Origin of the sequence: Falsirhodobacter deserti, from assembly GCF_004015795.1 — a bacterium.
In the GTDB taxonomy this organism is placed as follows: domain Bacteria; phylum Pseudomonadota; class Alphaproteobacteria; order Rhodobacterales; family Rhodobacteraceae; genus Falsirhodobacter; species Falsirhodobacter deserti.
On record NZ_ML137218.1, the window covers coordinates 1,934,541 to 1,952,360 of the forward strand.

The following is a 17,820-nucleotide window of genomic DNA, read 5'->3' on the forward strand; positions in this document are numbered from 1 at the left end:
TCATGGCAGGATCGCCGCAGCTTCGGTGTTGCGCTAGCGTCCCCGCATCGAACAGAGTGTTGCCCTGTCAGGAACGCCCGGCAAAGCTGGCCATTGCGCCTTCCAGATGCTGTGCAAGCGCCGCGACAGAGGCGGGAAGGCGCCGCCGCGCCCGCACCATCAGATGCGCCGACGCGCCCGTGAAAGCCAGATCCGCCAGTTCGCGCACCTCTGCCGACCCTTCGGCCAGATCCATCGCAACCGACGCGCGGGGAAGGAATGCAAGCCCCAGACCGGCGGTGACGAACCGCCGCAGCGCGTCGATGGAAGTGGTGATCAGCCGTGGCGACAGGGCAAGCCCGCTGTCCGCGGCAACGCGCGCCAACAGATCGGTCGTGCCGTGGCCTGCCGGCAGAAGCGCAACGGGATGGCGCAGGCAATCGGCCAGCGCAACTTGCTTTCCCTGCGCCAGGGAATGCTCCGGCGGCAGGACCACACACAGCGGATGGCGCGCCTGCGCGACGCTACGGACTGCCCCAGTGGCAGGCGGACTATAGGCAATCCCGATATCGCTGTCGCCATTCACCAGCGCAGCCACGACCGCATGGGTCGATCCGATCCGCAGGTCGTATCTGACATGGGGCGTGGCTGTCATGATTCCGGCCAGGCCGTTCTGCACCAGATCCGCAAGGAACCCTTCGCCGCAGTGGATGCGGACGTTGCGTTGCTGGATCCCCCGCAGATCCGACAACTGCTCCTCGAGGATGCTGAACTCCTCCACCGCGCGGCGGGCATGTTCCAGCACAAGGCTGCCGGCGTCGGTCAGCGTGACGCCGCGCGCGCTGCGATCGAACAGGGCAACACCCAGCTCTGCCTCCATGTCCGCAATCTGGCGCGAAACGACGGAGGGCGCGATCCCCAGATGCGCGGCCGCCGCCCGAATGGATCCGAGCCGCTGAACGGCAAGGTAGATGCGGATATCACGAGCGTCGAGGGTCATCATCGGCAAAGGATGATGACCCGACGCACCGACTGTCAAGCCGCGCCCAGTTCGGCCTGTGCCAGCCGGACCCAGAACGCCGCCGCATCCCCGATGATGGCATCATTGAAATCGAAACGCGGGGAATGAAGGCCGGGATTATCGCCTTCGCGCCCTGCACCCATCCAGAAATAGCAGCCGGGTACCTCGTTCAGCATGAACGCGAAATCCTCGGCCGCCATGCTGGGATCGGCGTCAACCACCGACAGTCCCGCCGCCTGCGCAACCGCGCGCACGCGCTGCGCATGGGGGGCAGAATTAAGCGTGGAGGGATAGCGCCGTTCATAGCGAAGATCCGCCGTGCACCCAAGGCCGGTCGCCACCGCCCCCGCCAGCGTCCGCATCCGCGTTTCGATCAGCTCGCCGATGGAAGGATCGAACCAGCGGGTGGTGCCGCGGATCACGGCGGTTTCGGGCAGGACGTTCCATGCCTCGCCCCCATGCACCTGCGTGACGGACACGACGGAACTGCGCAGCGGGCTGACATTGCGGGCGGCGATCGATTGCAGCGCGGTCACGATATGCGATGCGGCCAGAAGCGAATCCGCGCCCTCATGCGGCATCGCCCCATGGGCGCCCGCGCCGGTCACAGTGATCTCGAACACCGCGAAGGCGGCCATCATCTCGCAGTCGCGGGCCACCACCGTGCCGGGTTGCAGGCCCGGCCAGTTGTGCATTGCGTAAATGGCATCAACCGGAAAACGCGTGAACAGCCCGTCACGGATCATCTCGCCCGCGCCGCCCTCGTTTTCTTCCGCCGGCTGGAAGATGAAACGCAGCGTTCCGGCGAATGGGGTTTCGGCAAGAACACGGGCCGCGGCCAATGCCACCGCGACGTGGCCGTCATGCCCGCAGGCATGGGCGCGGCCCGCGTGGCGTGACGCCCAGTCCACGCCCGACGTTTCCGTCATCGGCAAGGCGTCGATGTCGGCGCGGATCCCGATGGCCGGCCCCTCGCCCTTTGTCAGGGATGCGACGATGCCGGTGCGGCCTACCCCGGCCTGCACGTCATATCCCCATCCGGCCATCTTCTTTGCGATGAAGACGGCCGTGTCATGTTCCGCAAAGCCCAGTTCGGGGTTTGCGTGCAGGTGGCGGCGCCAAAGGACGGCGTCGGCAATCTGGTCCTGGGGGATCATCCCAGAACCCGCAGCGTCAGATCGGCGATGACAGCCGAACCAAGATAGGTGCCCAGCATCACGCAGATCGCGATGATCACGATCTTCCAGCCGGATGTGCGGGCGATCGCAAACTCCTTTGCCGAAAGTGCAAGACCGCCATAGGCCAGTGCCGGCGTGGCCAGCGCCAGAAAGTTGATCTTGCCAACCTGTTCCACCACCCATTCGGAACCGGGAACACCCGGAATGGTGATCGCGATGGCGATCAGCGACACCCAGCCGACGGAGGGCAGATAGAACGGAACGAACCGTGCCAGGATCAGCCCGATGACCGAGCAGGCGTAAAGGATGGCCATGCCGGGAAGCGCCTCGGCCGCGCCGACGCCGGTGGAGACATAGTTGGCAACGCCGCCGATGATGCAGGCGATCAGCAGCAAAAGCGCCGTTTCTCCCACGCGGACCTTGGGTTCATTCTTGGCGTCTGCATTCATATGTTCGGTGTTCTGCATGATGGCGCCCTCAGTAAAGGTCCGGCCGTGCCTTGCGGAACAGCCATTGGGTCAGTGGAAGGGCGAGGAACATGCCCACGTAAAGGCCCGTCGCATAGGTCAGCACGTTCGACGCGCCTGCAAGACCAAGGATCAGGTCCTTGTTCTCCGGCTCGGCCGTGACAAGGGCGCCGGTGCACGCAGCCAGCATGGAGCCGGAGCCGACGCCGCAGGACATCGCCAGGGCGCGGATATCGAACAGGCCAAGCGCGTGGATCAGGACGGGGATCACGGCAAAGACGAAGGTGCCGATCAGGGTGCCGGTGGCATAAACGCCCATCACGCCCGCGCCTTCGGGACTGTCGAGGCCATACTTCTCTGCCACCAGCGCAAGGTTCGGTTCCCGGTCGATGGAATAAACGGCACCCACCGTTTCGCGCCCCATGCGCAGAACATAAACTGCGATGGGGAAGGCGATCAGCACGGTGCCAAGATTGCCGATTTCCTGCAGGATCAATGCGGGGCCAGCGTCGATGATGGCCTCGATTTGCGGCCCAACCGTGGTGCCGAACTTTGCAACAAAGGGCGTGATCGCGATGGTGATCATCGTGCCCGCGAACTTCTGCACGTTCGGGGTCAGTACGGATGACGTGATCCGCGTGATGTTCGGGTTCAGCACGATCCCCGCGGCAAAGGCGTAAAGCATCGGCAGAAGCACGATGGCCGCGATGCCGATCGGAATGCGGATGATCCCGATGATTTCCGCGATGATGACAATCGCCAGCACAAGCCCATGCAAGGCAAGCTGGCCGGGTCCGAAAACACCCGATTTCGGCATCCTGTCCTCCTGTTGATTGTTTTCTTTTTGCGACACTATGAAAGTCCGCCTTCTATGCCGCCAGATCGTAAATTGGAACGCTGTGTTGCTTCTGGCCGAACAGGCGGGTGTGCCGCTTGGGTCACGCTCGCTTTCAAGAACCGTATCGATCATCCGGGCGGTGCAATGGAAGGCTGGTGCAGCGCGATCTCCGGCGGCAGTGGCCGCGGGATCGTAACGTAGCGGAACGAACCGCCCGGGCTGCGGCTTTTTGCGCAGCCAATCCGGTCGCAATGCCGGAACGAACCGTGACAGGCGCCCCCGAAGGGGCGCCATTGTTTCAGCCAGCCAGCAATGCGGCGTTGCCGCCTGCCGCAGTCGTGTCGACGCACAGATGGCGTTCATGGGCGACATGGGCGATATCGGGCTGACCCGTGATCAGCTGGACGATCTCGCCCTCGCGCTGCGCAAGGGCCGTGGCATAGGCACGCGCACGCACGGCATCCCCCCACCAGATCGCCGCCGAGAAACCGGAAAGCCGTGTCAGAGCTTCAGGCGCAAGAAGCCCCTCCACGCCGACGGCTTGACCGCCAAGCGCTTCCACGGCGGCCACCTGGTCGCGCGTGGCAGCAGCCCCCGGCCCAAGGCAAAGAACCGGCGGGCGAGATATTTCCGTCAGGCGGTTCAGCTCCCCCGTCGGGCCGGGCATCAGGCGTTCTTCGATCTTGCGCGGCGTAACAGCGGCAAGCCGGCGGCCGATCAGGGCTTCGTCGGCTGCGGGCAGATGTTCTTCCGCGTTCACCTGCGGCCCCGGGGCAGCAAAGAAGCGCGGAACGTAATTCGGCCCGCCCGCTTTTGGCCCCGTGCCCGAAAGCCCCTCACCGCCGAACGGCTGAGAGCCGACAATCGCACCGATCTGGTTGCGGTTGACATAGATGTTGCCGACATGGATCGCATCCGACACCTCCTGCACGCGGCTGTCGATGCGGGTGTGCAGGCCAAAGGTCAGGCCATAACCGCGGGCATTGATATCCGCGATAACCTTGTCGATCTCGGCGCCCTTGAAGGTGGCGACATGCAGGACAGGTCCGAAGATCTCACGCTCCAGATCAGCGATGCCGTTCACCTTCAACAAGGTCGGCGGGATGAAATACCCCGTCGAAGGCACGCTGACCTTGTGCAGCACGCGGCCCTTGTTGGCGGCAAGATATTCGGCAATGCCGTCACGCGCGCGTGTGTCGATCACCGGGCCGACATCGGTTTCGAGATGCCACGGATCACCCACGCGCAATTCATCCATCGCGCCCTTGATCATCTCGATCAGGTGGGGCGCGATGTCTTCCTGCACGTAAAGGCACCGCAAGGCCGAACAGCGCTGCCCGGCCGAACGGAAGGCCCCGTTCACGATGTCGCGCACCGCCTGCTCCGGAAGCGCGGTGGAATCAACGATCATCGCGTTCAGGCCGCCCGTTTCTGCGATCAGCGGCGCGCCGGGCTTCAGGTTCGCGGCCATGTTCCGCGCGATGGTTTGTGCTGTCGCTGTGGAGCCGGTGAAAACCATGCCCGCCACGCGCGGATCGGTTGCCAGCGCAGCCCCGACGATGCTGCCGCGCCCCGGCAGCAGCTGCAGTGCGGCAAGCGGCACACCCGCCTGATGCAGCAACCGTACGCCAAGGGCGGCGATCACGGGCGTCGTCTCGGCCGGCTTGGCGATCACGGCATTGCCCGCGATCAGGGCAGCCGCGATCTGGCCGGTGAAGATGGCCAGCGGGAAGTTCCACGGGCTGATCGCACCGATGATGCCACGCGCCTGACCGTCATGCCCTTCGGCCGCGTAATACCGCAGGAAATCCACCGCCTCGCGCAGTTCGGCAACGGCATCGCCCAGCGATTTGCCCGCCTCACGCGCAAGTATTCCAAAGATTGGCCCGAAGTTTTCCTCGTAAAGGTCGGCAGCACGCAGCAGAACCTCGGCCCGCGTCGCGGCGGGGGCATCCCAGACGCGCGCATCATCGATCGCGCGGGTGGTCGTGGCGGCATCCACCATCAAGACCTTCGCGATGGCCGCGCCGGTGGCGGGGTTCACAACATCGCCCATCTCGCCCGTGGCTTCGCGAACGGTCAGCGGCAGCGCATCGGGCAGCGTGATGTCGCGGGCCGCCTCGATCCGCGCCAGCGTTTCTTCATCGCTCAAATCGAACCCGGTGGAGTTTTTCCGCGCCCCGAACAATGCGGGCGGCGCAACAAGCGAGGACGGCGCCGTGCGCGGTGTGCTGAAGGGATCGCGGGCGACCTCCTCGGGCGCGATGGCTTCGTCGACGATCTGGTTCACGAAGCTGCTGTTGGCACCGTTTTCCAGCAGGCGCCGCACAAGATAGGCCAGCAGGTCGCGATGCGCACCAACGGGCGCATAAATGCGGCAGCGGGCCTTGCTTTCGCGCAGCACGATATCATGCAGGCGTTCGCCCATGCCGTGCAGGCGCTGGAATTCGAAGCGGATATCGCCCGCCATTTCAAGAATGGCGGCAACGGTGTGGGCGTTGTGCGTGGCGAATTGCGGATAGATGCGATCCGAATAACCGATCAGCTTCTGCGCGTTCGCGATGAAGCTGATATCGGTCGCGGCTTTGCTGGTGAACAGCGGGAAATCTTCCAGCCCTTCCACCTGTGCGCGCTTGATCTCGGTGTCCCAATAAGCACCCTTGACCAGCCGGACCATGATGCGGCGGTCAAGCCGAGTGGCCAGAGCGTGCAACCGGTCGATGGTCTGCCCCGCACGCTTGCCATAGGCCTGAACGACCACCCCGAACCCGTCCCATCCCGAAAGCGAGGGGTCTGACAGAACCGCCTCGATCACCTTCAGCGACAGCACAAGGCGGTCCTGCTCCTCGGCGTCGATGTTCATCCCCATGTTCGCCGCCTTGGCCTGCTTGGCCAGCCGCAGGACAACGGGCACCAGCTCGCGCATCACGCGGGCTTCTTGCGCGACCTCATACCGCGGATGCAGCGCCGACAGCTTGATGGAGATCCCGGGATTGGTTTCGACCGAGCCGCCTGCCGACACACCGATGCAGGCCTTGCCGATGGCGGCGATGGCATCGGAATAGGCGCGATCATACCGTGCGGCGTCGGCCGCGGTCATCGCCGCTTCGCCCAGCATGTCATAGCTGTAGGTGAAGCCTTCGGCCTCGCGCGTCTTGGCGCGGGTCAGCGCGGCTTCGATGGTCTGGCCCAGCACGAACTGCCGGCCCATCTCCTTCATCGCGCGGGCCACCGCACTGCGGATCACAGGTTCGCCCAAGCGGCGGACCATGCGCCGCAGCGTGCCGGCCTGATCGTCGTCCAGCACCTTGCCCGTCAGCATCAGCGCCCATGTCGAGGCGTTGACAAGGCTGGATGTCGCCTCGCCCAGATGCTTGCCCCAGTCCGAAGGGGCGATCTTGTCCTCGATCAGCGCATCGATGGTGATGCGGTCGGGCACGCGCAACATCGCTTCGGCCAGACACATCAGGGCAACGCCTTCACGGGTGGACAGGCCGTATTCTGAAAGGAAATGCTCCATCAGCGACGGCTTCGCCTCGGCGCGGATGCGGCGCACCAGCTCGGCGGCGCGGCGCGTGATGGCGGCGCGTTGCGCGTCATCCAGACCGGCAGCAGTAGTCAACTCGGCCAGCAACGCAGCCTCGTTGCGCAGCTTGGCATCAGTTGTGAATTCGGGTGCGGTGACACTGCTCATGCCGATCTCCATTTTTCGAAGAAGGCACCTATATCAAATCCAATGTGGGCCGTTTGACCATTTATAGAGTTAAGTGAGGTCTTTCGGACCGTATTTATGGCATAGTTCAGGACGAAAGCGCGGCAAGTCCCATTCAAACCCGCCATCGGCACAGGGGTGAATCGCCCGGAACCTAGAAATTCACCGCGCTCCAAGGATTACGTCGCATCTCATCTTGTATGATCTATTGCCCTTCACGTACGCCCAAGCGCCGCCATTTCCCGGAATTACCTTTTTTATCTGGCGTCCACTTGTCATATAAGAGATGACTGTGCCGCATGCATATCGGCAATCGGAGGCATTGGTGAGCAATCAACCCGCCGGGATCTTCCCGCTGCAATCTGTCTTCGCGCAGGGCCTGTTTTGGATGGCACTCAGCATGGGATCGTTTATCGCGATGTCCGTGGGTTCGCGCGAACTGGCCGAAACGCTGTCCATCCGGCAGGTTCTGTTCTTCCGTGCGCTTGTGGGGCTTTTCGTGCTTCTGGCCGTCGGCCGCGCGCTGTTCCCCGAGGTGCGCCGGATGACGCAGGTGCGGCTTCACGTCATCCGCAACGTCGTCCACTTCACGGCGCAGTATTTCTGGACCATCGGGATCGTCCTGCTGCCGCTTGCCTCCGTTTTCGCGCTGGAATTCACGATGCCCATTTGGGTGGCCCTGTTTGCATGGCTGCTTCTGCGCGAGCGTCTGACGCAAAGGCGGATCCTGGCCACCATCGGCGGGTTCGTCGGCGTTCTGGTCATCGTGCGCCCCGGCGCGGGCATGATCGATCCCGCCGCGGGCCTGGTTCTGGTGGCGGCGGCCGGATACGGGCTGTCGCTGATCATGGTCAAGCGGCTTACGCAGCACTGCTCTCCGGGGGCGATCGTGGTGTGGATGATCCTGATCCAGCTGCCCCTTGGCTTCATCGCCGCGGTGACCGACTGGCGCCCCGTTCACCTGACGGATGTGCCCTGGATGGTGGTGGCCGGCGCAGGCGCGCTTGCGGCCCATTACTGCCAGGCGCAGGCGCTCAAGCGGCTGGAGGCGTCAGTGGTCATACCCATTGATTTCCTGCGTGTGCCGCTGGCCGCACTTGCCGGGTTCTACCTTTACGGCGAGGCGATCGACATCTGGGTCTTCCTTGGCGGGGCCATCATCCTGCTGTCGAACTTCCAGGCCGTCTTGGCCGAACAGCGCGAAAAACGGCAGCAGGCGTAGGAAGATCAGCCGGAGGCTTTCGCCTGACGCAGCGCACGTTCCAGCGCGTCCAGAAACCGCGAACGATCCGCCTTGGAAAACCCGCGCCCGCCGCCCTGCCGGAACGGATCGGCGGATCGCAGATCGGCCATCAGATCGCGCGTGGCCAGTACGTTTCCGATATTCGCAGCCGTCAGCGCATCGCCATCGGGGCGCAGCACCAGCGCCCCCGCCTCCACGCAGCGGGCGGCAAGGGGGATATCATTGGTGACAACGACATCCCCCCGCCCGGCACGGTCCGCGATCCACATATCGGCCACATCCGGCCCTTCGGCCACAAACACGCTTTCGATCAGCGGGTTCGCCGACGGGCGGATGCCACCGTTGGATACCATGAACACCCGCACCCCGTGGCGGCTTGCCACCCGCTCAACCTCCGCCTTGACGGGGCAGGCATCGGCATCGACATAAAGCTCAGTCATAAAGGGCGCGGGCATGGAAGCCGATATGATCTTCCATGAAGGTGGAAACGAAGAAATAGCTGTGGTCATAGCCGCGCTGCATGCGGAAGATTCCGTCCTGACGGCGCGCAGCCATCGCCTCGGCCAGCGCCTCTGGGCGCAGAAGGTCAAGGAACTGGTCCGAGGCGCCCTGATCCACCAGAACCGGCCCGTCAAAGCCCCGCTTCTTCATCAGCAGCGTGGAATCATGCGCGGCCCACGTGCTTTCATCATCGCCCAGATAGGCCGCGAACTGCTTGCGCCCCCAATCGGACGCCGTCGGGTTGGCGATCGGCGCGAAGGCGGAAACAGACCGGAAGCGCCCCGGCAGCCCCATCGCAATGGTCAGCGCGCCATGTCCGCCCATTGAATGGCCGCTGATCGCCTGCCGCCCGTCATCCAGCGGAAAGGCCTTGAACAGCATCTCGGGCAATTCGGCGGTCACGTAATCCCACATGCGGAAATGCGGCGCCCAGGGCGTCTGGGTGGCGTTGACGTAAAAGCCCGCCCCCTGCCCCAGATCATAAGCCTCGTCATCGGCCACCCCTTCGCCGCGCGGCGAGGTGTCGGGGAAAACCAGCGCGATGCCTTCCGCAGCCGCCCATTGCTGGGCACCCGCCTTCACCATCGCGTTTTCATGGGTGCAGGTCAGGCCCGAAAGGTACCACAGCACCGGCACGGGCGCATGCTCCGCCTCTTCCGGCAGGAACAGCCCGAAGGTCATGTCGCAGCCCGTGGCGTCCGATGTGTGCGTGTAAACGCCCTGCACGCCGCCGAAGGCACGGTTTTCCGAACGGGTCTTCATCATATCCCTCCGCATGATTGGTGGGGCTGACCGTTTCACGCAGATCGCCCCGGTGCAAGCCTCAGTCAGCCAGCACCTCCACGCGGCGGTTGCGTTCGCGTCCGGCTTCGGTGGCATTGGTGTCGCGCGGGGCGAAAGGGCCGACGCCTTCGGCCTGCAAACGATCCGCCGCGATCCCCTGCCCGATCAGCCAGTCGCGCACCGCGCCGGCCCGTGCCTGCGACAGCGCGACATTCACCTCCCGCCCGCCCGAGGCGTCGGTGTGACCCACCAGCGTGATGCTGCGGCCCGGATTTTCATTCAGCCAGTCCAGCAACTGCGCCAGCACCGGCTGATCGCCGCTCAGCGAGGCACTGCCTGCGGCGAAGGCCAGCCCCTCCAGCACCCGTGGCAGCCCGTCCTGCGCCTGCCGTTCCGGTTCCGGCTCCGGCACGGGGGCGGGGGCCGTCGCGGGGGCGGCATCGGTGGGCTGCACCTGCACCACCTCGATGAAGCCAAGGTCCGCAGTGCGGCTGACCATCACCCCGATCCGCCCCTCCTCCTTCGCCGCGGTCATATAACGAAAGTCGCCCAGATCGACATGCATCTCAGGCTCGGGAAACAACGACACGGAGTAGCGGAAATCGTATCCGCCACAGTCATCGGTTCCGCAATCCAGCCGCAGCGTCCAGCCCTCGGCTAGAAGCGCCTCCCGGATCGGGCGCAGCAGCGAAAGCGTCGTGAACCCTTCGGGCGGGCTCGTCTGCCACGCGGTGCGCGTCACCCGGCCTTCCACAGCCTCGGTGGGAAAACCTTCGGGCGTCCATGCGCCCAGCGGAAGGGTCACGCGGTCCAGCGGCAGATCCGCGCTGCGCGTCACGGTGGCCTCCCCTTCCACCGGCGGGGTGAAGGCGGCGGCGGGACAGGCGATCAGAACAAAGGCAAGGGCACGGAAGATCACGCTGCCGCCTTTCGATAGTGATAGCGGCCGCATTCCGTCATCCCCGCAGCGACATAAAGCGCACGCGCGGGGTGGTTGGCCGTTGTGACCACCAGCGCAAGCTGCGCAGCCCCCTGCTGCTGCGCCCAAAGGGCCGCGCCACGCAGCAGATCGCGCGCGATGCCGCGGCGTCGATGGGTTTGGGCCACCTCAAGCGCGTGCAGAACCGCCAAATCGCCGTTCAACGCCACGAAACCGGCACCACCTTCTTCGGCGATCACGCATTTGCGGCCCGCCACCCGATCCATCACCGCAAGACGGGGCGGCCCGACCTTGCCCGAAAGCGCCCACATCGCAAGCGTGACGTCCGGAACTGGCCACTCCGCAACAGCGCGCGAGGCCCCTGCAAGCCCGCCAACGGGGGCACAGTAGGTCACGCTCTCATCCTCAACGGTGTAGCCAAGATCCGCCAGCGCGGCATCAAGCCGGGCCTCATCCCCCCGCACCATCACAAGGGGCGGCGGCGCGCCATCATATTCCCCTTCCAGCGTGGCGGCAGAAACGCGCCCGCCGCCGCCCGCGCCGTCACGCAGCATCCACGGCCCCTGCCGCCACATGCGCGCGGGCGGCCAGGTGGGCGCCATGCGGGCGATGAGGCAGGTCATGCGGTCAGGTCGGTCAGGCGGGCCATCGCCTCGTCAAGGCGGGCGGCGTCCGTACCGCGGATCACGAGGTTGGTGCCCGTCACCCCGTCCTGCACGAAAGGATAGCTGCCCATCGAAAGATCGGGATACTCGGTGGCCAGGGCACCGAAGGGACCGGCGATATCACCCTCCCCCCGTTCCACCCGCAACGAGCGGCTGAGCAACGGCTGACCCTTGGCCAGCCCCGACAACACCCCCGCCAGCATCGCGTGGAACACGTTCGGCACGCCGGCCATCACATGCACATTGCCGATGGTGAAGCCGGGCGCGACAGAAACAGGGTTTTCGATCAGCGTGGCCGTATCGGGAATGCGGGCCATGCGCTTGCGCGCCTCGTTGAAGTCGCGCCCCGTCTTTTCGTAATGCGCCCCCAGCAGCGCGGCGGCATCCGCGCGCACATCGATATGCACGCCAAAGGCCGCGGCCACGGCATCGGCGGTGATGTCGTCATGCGTCGGCCCGATCCCGCCCGAGGTGAACACATGATCATACGCCCTGCGCAGCGCGTTCAGGGCTTCTACGATGGCGGCCTGATCGTCGGCGACGAACCGCACCTCACGCAGGTCGATCCCCGCTGCCGTCAACTCCTGCGCCAGATGGTGGGAATTGCTGTCGCGCGTACGGCCGGACAGGATCTCGTCCCCGATGACCAGCATGGCGGCGGTGGCGTTGGGCATGGCTGCATCCTTCTGTTCCGCCAAGGTATAGGCTGCGCCCGTGCCGGTTCCAAGGGCGGGGGTGGCGCTTGGCGTGCAAGGCGCTTATCTTTGCGAAAGGACAGAAAGGACCAGACCGTTGGAAGAAAGCCGAGGCCGCGTCACCCGCGAGGGTATCCGCATTTACGATCCGCAGGAATTCGAGGGAATGCGCGTGGCCGGCCGTGCCGCCGCCGAGATCCTTGACGCCGTGACGCCGCATGTGGTGCCCGGCACGACCACCGCCGCCATCGATGCCTTCATCGAGGACGAAGTGAAGCGCATGGGCGTCACCTCGGCCACGATCGGCTACAAGGGGTATCGCCACGCGTCCTGCATCTCCATCAACCACGTGGTCTGCCACGGCATTCCGGGGCCCAAGGTGGTCAAGGACGGCGATATCATGAATATCGACGTGACCGTGATCGTCGATGGCTGGTTCGGTGACAGCAGCCGCATGTACGTGGCCGGCACCGCCAACCGCAAGGCCGAACGGCTGATCGACGTGACGCATGACGCGCTGATGGTCGGGATCGAAGCGGTGAAGCCCGGCAACACCTTCGGCGATATCGGCCATGCCATCCAGACCTTCGTCGAAGGCAACCGCATGTCGGTGGTGCGCGATTTCTGCGGCCACGGCATCGGGCGGGTTTTCCATGCGCCGCCGAACGTGCTGCACTATGGCCGCGCGGGATCGGGCGCGGTTCTGGAAGAAGGCATGATCTTCACGATCGAGCCGATGGTGAACCTTGGCCGCCCCGAAACCAAGGTCCTGTCCGATGACTGGACGGCGGTGACGCGCGACAAATCGCTTTCGGCGCAGTTCGAACATTCCGTCGCCGTCACGGCAGACGGGGTAGAGATCTTCACGCTGTCGCCCAAGGGCATCTTCCACCCTTCCAAGCGCTGAAGGTCACAGCCCCAGAAGTGCGGGCAGATCGTCCATGCTGTCAAAAACAGTCGCGCCTTCATCTGCAAGGCGCGTGTTCCCGCCGGGGGCATAACCGAAGCACGGGATGCCCGCCGCGCGCGCCGCACGTGCGCCGGTCGGGCTGTCCTCGATCACGGCGCAATCGGCGGGATCATGGCCAAGAAAGCGCGCGACGTGGCGGTAAAGGCCCGGGTCCGGCTTGGGCATGTTCAGTTCCTGCCCTGAAAAGACGCGCCCCTCCAGCCGCCGCCAGACATCTGGATGCTGGCCCAGCGTGATCATCATCTTTTCGGTCGTGCCGTTCGATCCCACGGCATAGGGAATTTTCGCCGCATCCAGCCGATCCAGCAGGCCCGGAATGCCCGGCACCAGCGGCGTATGCTGGCGCAGCAGCGCATAGATGCGGGCATAGATGTCCTGCACCCACGTTTCGGGCAGGTCCGCCCCAAGCTGGCGCGCGGCGCGGAACACGCCGGGAATGGTGCCGCCCAGAAACAGCCGCTCCACGCCGTCATGGTCCAGTTCCAGCCCATGCGCGGCCAGATCGCGGGTGATCAGGTCCAGCGTCGGCGGCTCGCTGTCCACCAGAACGCCGTCACAGTCGAAGATCACGGCACGTATCATGCGGACGGTCCTTTCAGGATGGTGATGTGGGTTTCACCGTAACGGCGTCGATCCAGCATGTCGAACGCGGCGGGCGGCGCGGGCGCGGCCCCTTCTTCCCAAACGATCAACGCATCGGGGGCCAGCCAGCCACCCTCAAGGCAGGAGGCCAGCGCACGCTCCCCCAGACCTTTCCCATAGGGCGGATCAAGGAACACGAGGTCATAACCCGCAGCGCGGTTCGGCCCCATCTTCGCCGCATCGCGCCGCCAGATGTCAGTCACGCCGCCAGTGCGCGTGATCTCCACGTTGCGGCGCAGCAGGCCGCGGGCGGTTGCACCATCATCCACGAAGGTGGCGCGGGCGGCACCACGGCTGATCGCCTCCAGCCCCAAGGCACCGGTGCCCGCGAAAAGATCCAGCACCCGCGCATCGGTGATGGGATCGTCATACCCGCCATTGATCAGCAGGTTGAAGATCGCCTCGCGCACACGGTCCGAGGTGGGACGCAGATGCGCGGCGGCATCCCCCGCCCCCACATCCGCCAGATGGGTGCCGCGCATGCGGCCACCGACGATCCTCATAGCAGGTCCTTCACGGTTGCGGCGCTTGCCACGGCTTCGGGCGCCGGGGAACGGTTGGCCTCGATCAGCCGCTTGCCGACCATATAGGCGCGCGGATCATTCGCCGCATCCACCGCCAGAAGCCGGCCTGCCGCGAAATACCAGAACGAGGTGCCCGCCTCTCGCCGCACCACCACGCGATCATGGCCCCGATGCAGCCCCGCGATCTGAAGCTTCACGTCATACTGATCGGACCAGAACCAAGGTTTGGGCACATAATCCTGCGCCGCACCCAGCATGTTCGCCGCCACGGTTTCGGCATGATCGATGGCATGCGGCACGGATTCCAGCCGCAGCCGTTCGCCCCCATGCAGAAACGAGGCGCAATCGCCCGCCGCCCAGATGGCGCCATCCGATGTGCGGCCCCGCGCATCCACCGCGATCCCGTTATCGAGCGCCAGCCCCGCAGCCTCGGCCAGCGCGGTGGCAGGGGCGATGCCGATGCCGGCGATCACGAAATCGCAGGGGATGATGCGCCCGTCGGTCAGCCGCACGGCCGAAACCGTGCCCTCCCCCTCCAGCCCCGCCAGCGCGGCACCTTCCAGAAGCGTGACGCCATGGGCATGATGCAGGTCGCGGAAGAAATCCGCCGTTTCGGCACTGGCCACGCGCGACAGGATGCGTGGCGCGGCCTCAAGCACCGTCACCTCCAGCCCCAGCTTTGCGGCAACGGCGGCCGCTTCCAGCCCGATGAAGCCGCCGCCCACGATCACCACCCGCGCCCCGGGGACGAAACGCGCCCGCATCGCATCCACATCGGCCACCGTGCGCACCGTGAACACGCCGGCCAGATCGGTTGGCAATCGCCGCGCGACCGATCCCGTGGTCAGCGCCAGCATGTCATAGGGCAGAACCTTGGCCCCCATCCGCACGCAGCGGGCGTTGCGGTCGATGCCGGTGACGCGGCAGCCCGTCCGCAATTCGATGTTCTGATCGGCATAGAAGCTGTCGGCGCGCAGGGTCAGGCGATCCACGTCCATTTCGCCCAGCAGGTAGGCTTTGGAAAGGGGCGGGCGCTGGTAGGGGGCCACAGGCTCCTCGCCGATCAGCGTGATGCGGCCCGTTGCACCCAAGGCGCGCAGCTTTGCCGCCAGCGCCACACCGGCCTGCCCGGCCCCCACAACCACGATATCGTTCATCTTCGCCATGCCCCGCCTTTGCCGCGCAGCCTATATCCCGCGCAGCGGCAGGTGCAACTACCGCTCCTCGTGGTCGCGCCGGAAGGGACCATAGGATGTGAGCACCTCGATCTCCTCATCCACCGCGGCGCGTTCCGCTTCAAGATACTGCGCGACGGCCTTGGCGAAGGCAGGGTTCGCGATCCAGTGCAGCGAATGGGTTTCCACCGGCAGATAACCCCGCGCCAACTTGTGTTCCCCCTGCGCGCCCGCTTCCACATGCGAAATGCCATGTGCGATGGCCCAGTCCATCGCCTGATAATAGCACATCTCGAAATGCAGGCAGGGATGGTGTTCGCTGCTGCCCCAGTACCGGCCATAAAGCGTTTCGCGGCCGATGAAGTTCAGCGCACCCGCCACCCAGCGCCCGTCCCGTTCGGCCATGACCAGCAGGATGTCGTCCGCCATCGTTTCGTGGATGGCATCGAAGAACGCCCGCGTCAGATACGGGCGCCCCCATTTGCGTGCGCCCGTATCCTGGTAAAAGCGCCAAAAAGCATCCCAGTGTTCGGGCCGAAGCCGGTCACCGGTGAAGGCGTGGATCGTGCCGCCGAAAGCCTGCGCCACCTCCCGCTCTTTCCGCAGGGTCTTGCGCTTGCGCGAGGAAAGGTCGGCCAGAAAGGCGTCGAAGCTGGCATAGCCGCGGTTCTGCCAGTGAAACTGCTGGCTGGCACGGGGCATCAGGCCCAGTTCCGCGCCAGCCAGCGCCTCGTCCTTCGTGCAGAAGGTGACGTGGACCGAGGAAAGATCGTTCCCCTTGGCAAGCGCCAGCGCACCTTGGATCAGGGCGCTGCGGCCCGTATCCTCAAGCCCCGGAAGGGTCAGGAAACGCCGCCCCGTGGCGGGGGTGAAGGGAACTGCGATCTGCAGCTTGGGATAGTAATCACCCCCCGCCCGTTCGAACGCATCCGCCCATGCGAAATCGAAGATGTATTCGCCCTGGCTGTGGCTTTTGACGTAAAGCGGCGCGGCTGCCACGATCCGCCCGTCGATGCTGGCCGTCAGCGGCCGCGCGTCCCAGCCCGACCGCCCGCCGGTGGAGCCGCTTCGCTCCAGCGCCAGAAGAAAGCGATGGGTGGTGAAAGGATCAGCGGGGCGTCCGCCCTCCGGATTGGCCACCGCATCCCAATCATCGGGCGGAATGCTGGCGTACCCGTCATGCGCGGTAACTTCGATCTGTGTGCTCATGCGCCCAATGCTGGCGCATGCGCGGGTTGCGTCAAGCGCCGATGGAAGCGTCATAACCTTCGAAGGTCACATTGTCGGCAACGCGGCGGGCGGTTGCCTCCTCTTGCGGGGTGCGGATCGTCCAGCACAGGATGGCTGCCCCCTGCGCCTTCAGATCCGCCACGCGGATGCGGTCCAGGTCCCGCGCCTGATGCGAGATGAAGCAGGCGCCCGCGCGATCATAATCGGGAATGTCCCGCAGCCGCGCGCAGGCTTCCGCGCCCAACTCCGGCCAATCGCCGGGCGCGTAATCGCAGGTGGTGATGCCGCGCGGGATATGCGGGGCAAGATCCGCCATCAGGACCACAGTTTCGGGGTTGAACCCCATCAACGCCACCGGCCCGCGATATCCCTCCAGTGCCTTGGCCGTTGCCCGTTCCAGCGCGCCGGTAAAGGGCGTCTGGTCCTTGATCTCGATCAGCAGGGGCACCTGTCCATCCACGATTTCCAGCACCTCGGCCAGCGTCGGGATCGTCTCAACGCTGTCCGTCAGCACGATCTGCGACAGTTCGGCTGCGGTGCGGGCAGCAACAGGTCCCGCCTGCCCTGTCAGCCTGTCCAGCACATCGTCATGGAACACCACCGGCACGGCATCCGCCGAAAGCTGAAGGTCGATCTCGATGGCATAGCCGGCCTTCATCGCCGCGCGGATGGCCGCGCGCGAATTTTCGATCCGCCCCGCCGTGCGATCGTGCAAGGCGCGATGGGCGACGGGCAGGCGCAGGAAGTCGGGATGCAGCATCAGCGAAGCTCGAAGATCGCCTCGATCTCGACGGAAACGCCGCCGGGAAGCGAGGCCGCCGAAACCGCCGAACGCGCGTGCCGCCCCGCATCCCCGAACACCTCCACCATCAGGTCGGAAGCACCGTTGATGACTGCCGGCTGGTCCGTGAAATCGGGGGTGGAGTTTACGAAGCCCACCAGCTTCACCACCCGCGCGATCCGGTCCAGATCCCCGCCGCAGGCCGCCTTGGCCTGTGCGATTAGGCTCAGCGCGCAGAAACGGGCCGCCTCGCGCCCCTGCTCTGTCGTGATGCCATCGCCCAGCTTGCCGTTTGTGCCGCGGCTGATCTGGCCCGACACGAACAGCTGGTTCCCGGTCTGCACGAACGGAACATAGTTTGCCACCGGCGGGGGGGCGTCGGGCAGGCTGAGGCCCAGTTCGGCAAGGCGGTTTTCGATGGCGGACATGGGAAGGCTCCTTCAGGGATCTGGCGGCAGGCTAGTGACGCCCCCGCC

General features: G+C 65.3%; 18 protein-coding genes. 2 read left to right on the forward strand and 16 right to left on the reverse strand.

The annotated features are described in order from the left end of the window. Positions 1–67 precede the first annotated feature (67 nt). From JX25_RS09815 to putA, 5 genes are all read right to left on the reverse strand, one after another. Positions 68–979 carry a LysR family transcriptional regulator gene (locus JX25_RS09815; protein WP_206611544.1) on the reverse strand — a complete coding sequence of 304 codons (912 nt, stop codon included), beginning with the start codon at positions 977–979 and terminating at the stop codon, positions 68–70. A 35-nt stretch (positions 980–1,014) separates the two neighbouring features. Continuing rightward, positions 1,015–2,157, reverse strand: a complete 1,143-nt coding sequence (locus JX25_RS09820) for an amidohydrolase (RefSeq protein WP_128254813.1) — start codon at positions 2,155–2,157, stop codon at positions 1,015–1,017. After that, on the reverse strand, positions 2,154–2,645 hold the full coding sequence (locus tag JX25_RS09825; RefSeq protein ID WP_128254814.1) for a hypothetical protein: 492 nt from the start codon (positions 2,643–2,645) through the stop codon (positions 2,154–2,156). Before JX25_RS09825 ends, JX25_RS09820 begins: the two co-directional genes overlap by 4 nt. Before the next feature lie 10 nt (positions 2,646–2,655). Continuing rightward, complete coding sequence (locus JX25_RS09830; protein WP_128254815.1) at positions 2,656–3,462, reverse strand: DUF3100 domain-containing protein; 807 nt, start codon at positions 3,460–3,462, stop codon at positions 2,656–2,658. A 319-nt stretch (positions 3,463–3,781) separates the two neighbouring features. Continuing rightward, positions 3,782–7,177 carry a bifunctional proline dehydrogenase/L-glutamate gamma-semialdehyde dehydrogenase PutA gene (gene putA / locus JX25_RS09835; RefSeq protein ID WP_128254816.1) on the reverse strand — a complete coding sequence of 1,132 codons (3,396 nt, stop codon included), beginning with the start codon at positions 7,175–7,177 and terminating at the stop codon, positions 3,782–3,784. A gap of 343 nt (positions 7,178–7,520) precedes the next feature. Between putA and JX25_RS09840 the strand changes: the two genes are divergently transcribed. Further along, entirely contained in the window at positions 7,521–8,417 is an 897-nt protein-coding gene (locus tag JX25_RS09840; protein ID WP_206611545.1) for a DMT family transporter, read from the forward strand. 5 nt (positions 8,418–8,422) lie between these two features. On the opposite strand, the gene JX25_RS09845 is transcribed toward JX25_RS09840, so the two are convergent. The 5 genes from JX25_RS09845 to JX25_RS09865 all read right to left on the reverse strand — a co-directional run bounded on the left by JX25_RS09845 (position 8,423) and on the right by JX25_RS09865 (position 12,001). After that, positions 8,423–8,878 (reverse strand): YaiI/YqxD family protein, encoded by a 456-nt coding sequence (locus tag JX25_RS09845; RefSeq protein ID WP_128254817.1) that lies wholly within the window; start codon positions 8,876–8,878, stop codon positions 8,423–8,425. Beyond that, a complete protein-coding gene (fghA, locus tag JX25_RS09850) occupies positions 8,871–9,701 on the reverse strand; it encodes an S-formylglutathione hydrolase (protein WP_128254818.1) in 831 nt (276 codons plus the stop codon). Before fghA ends, JX25_RS09845 begins: the two co-directional genes overlap by 8 nt. Positions 9,702–9,762: 61 nt before the next feature. Then, positions 9,763–10,641 carry an OmpA family protein gene (locus JX25_RS09855; protein ID WP_164876105.1) on the reverse strand — a complete coding sequence of 293 codons (879 nt, stop codon included), beginning with the start codon at positions 10,639–10,641 and terminating at the stop codon, positions 9,763–9,765. Then, positions 10,638–11,285: a GNAT family N-acetyltransferase gene (locus JX25_RS09860; protein WP_128254820.1), complete on the reverse strand. Its 648-nt coding sequence runs from the start codon at positions 11,283–11,285 to the stop codon at positions 10,638–10,640. Before JX25_RS09860 ends, JX25_RS09855 begins: the two co-directional genes overlap by 4 nt. After that, positions 11,282–12,001, reverse strand: a complete 720-nt coding sequence (locus JX25_RS09865; protein WP_128254821.1) for a competence/damage-inducible protein A — start codon at positions 11,999–12,001, stop codon at positions 11,282–11,284. The genes JX25_RS09860 and JX25_RS09865 overlap by 4 nt, the downstream gene beginning before the upstream one ends. Positions 12,002–12,119: 118 nt before the next feature. On the opposite strand from JX25_RS09865, the gene map reads away from it, so the two are divergent. Further along, on the forward strand, positions 12,120–12,929 hold the full coding sequence (gene map / locus JX25_RS09870; RefSeq protein WP_128254822.1) for a type I methionyl aminopeptidase: 810 nt from the start codon (positions 12,120–12,122) through the stop codon (positions 12,927–12,929). A 3-nt stretch (positions 12,930–12,932) separates the two neighbouring features. On the opposite strand, the gene JX25_RS09875 is transcribed toward map, so the two are convergent. The 6 genes from JX25_RS09875 to JX25_RS09900 are packed head-to-tail and all read right to left on the reverse strand — an operon-like array spanning position 12,933 to position 17,772. Then, complete coding sequence (locus JX25_RS09875) at positions 12,933–13,574, reverse strand: HAD family hydrolase (RefSeq protein ID WP_128254823.1); 642 nt, start codon at positions 13,572–13,574, stop codon at positions 12,933–12,935. Beyond that, positions 13,571–14,137: a 16S rRNA (guanine(966)-N(2))-methyltransferase RsmD gene (gene rsmD, locus JX25_RS09880; RefSeq protein WP_128254824.1), complete on the reverse strand. Its 567-nt coding sequence runs from the start codon at positions 14,135–14,137 to the stop codon at positions 13,571–13,573. The genes JX25_RS09875 and rsmD overlap by 4 nt, the downstream gene beginning before the upstream one ends. Then, positions 14,134–15,315, reverse strand: coding sequence for an NAD(P)/FAD-dependent oxidoreductase (locus JX25_RS09885; protein ID WP_128255244.1), 1,182 nt, complete (start codon positions 15,313–15,315; stop codon positions 14,134–14,136). Before JX25_RS09885 ends, rsmD begins: the two co-directional genes overlap by 4 nt. 57 nt (positions 15,316–15,372) lie before the next feature. Next, positions 15,373–16,542 (reverse strand): GNAT family N-acetyltransferase, encoded by a 1,170-nt coding sequence (locus JX25_RS09890; protein ID WP_128254825.1) that lies wholly within the window; start codon positions 16,540–16,542, stop codon positions 15,373–15,375. Positions 16,543–16,573: 31 nt separating this feature from the next. Then, positions 16,574–17,323, reverse strand: coding sequence for a glycerophosphodiester phosphodiesterase family protein (locus JX25_RS09895; RefSeq protein ID WP_128254826.1), 750 nt, complete (start codon positions 17,321–17,323; stop codon positions 16,574–16,576). Then, positions 17,323–17,772 carry a RidA family protein gene (locus tag JX25_RS09900; RefSeq protein WP_128254827.1) on the reverse strand — a complete coding sequence of 150 codons (450 nt, stop codon included), beginning with the start codon at positions 17,770–17,772 and terminating at the stop codon, positions 17,323–17,325. The genes JX25_RS09895 and JX25_RS09900 overlap by 1 nt, the downstream gene beginning before the upstream one ends. Positions 17,773–17,820 lie beyond the last annotated feature (48 nt).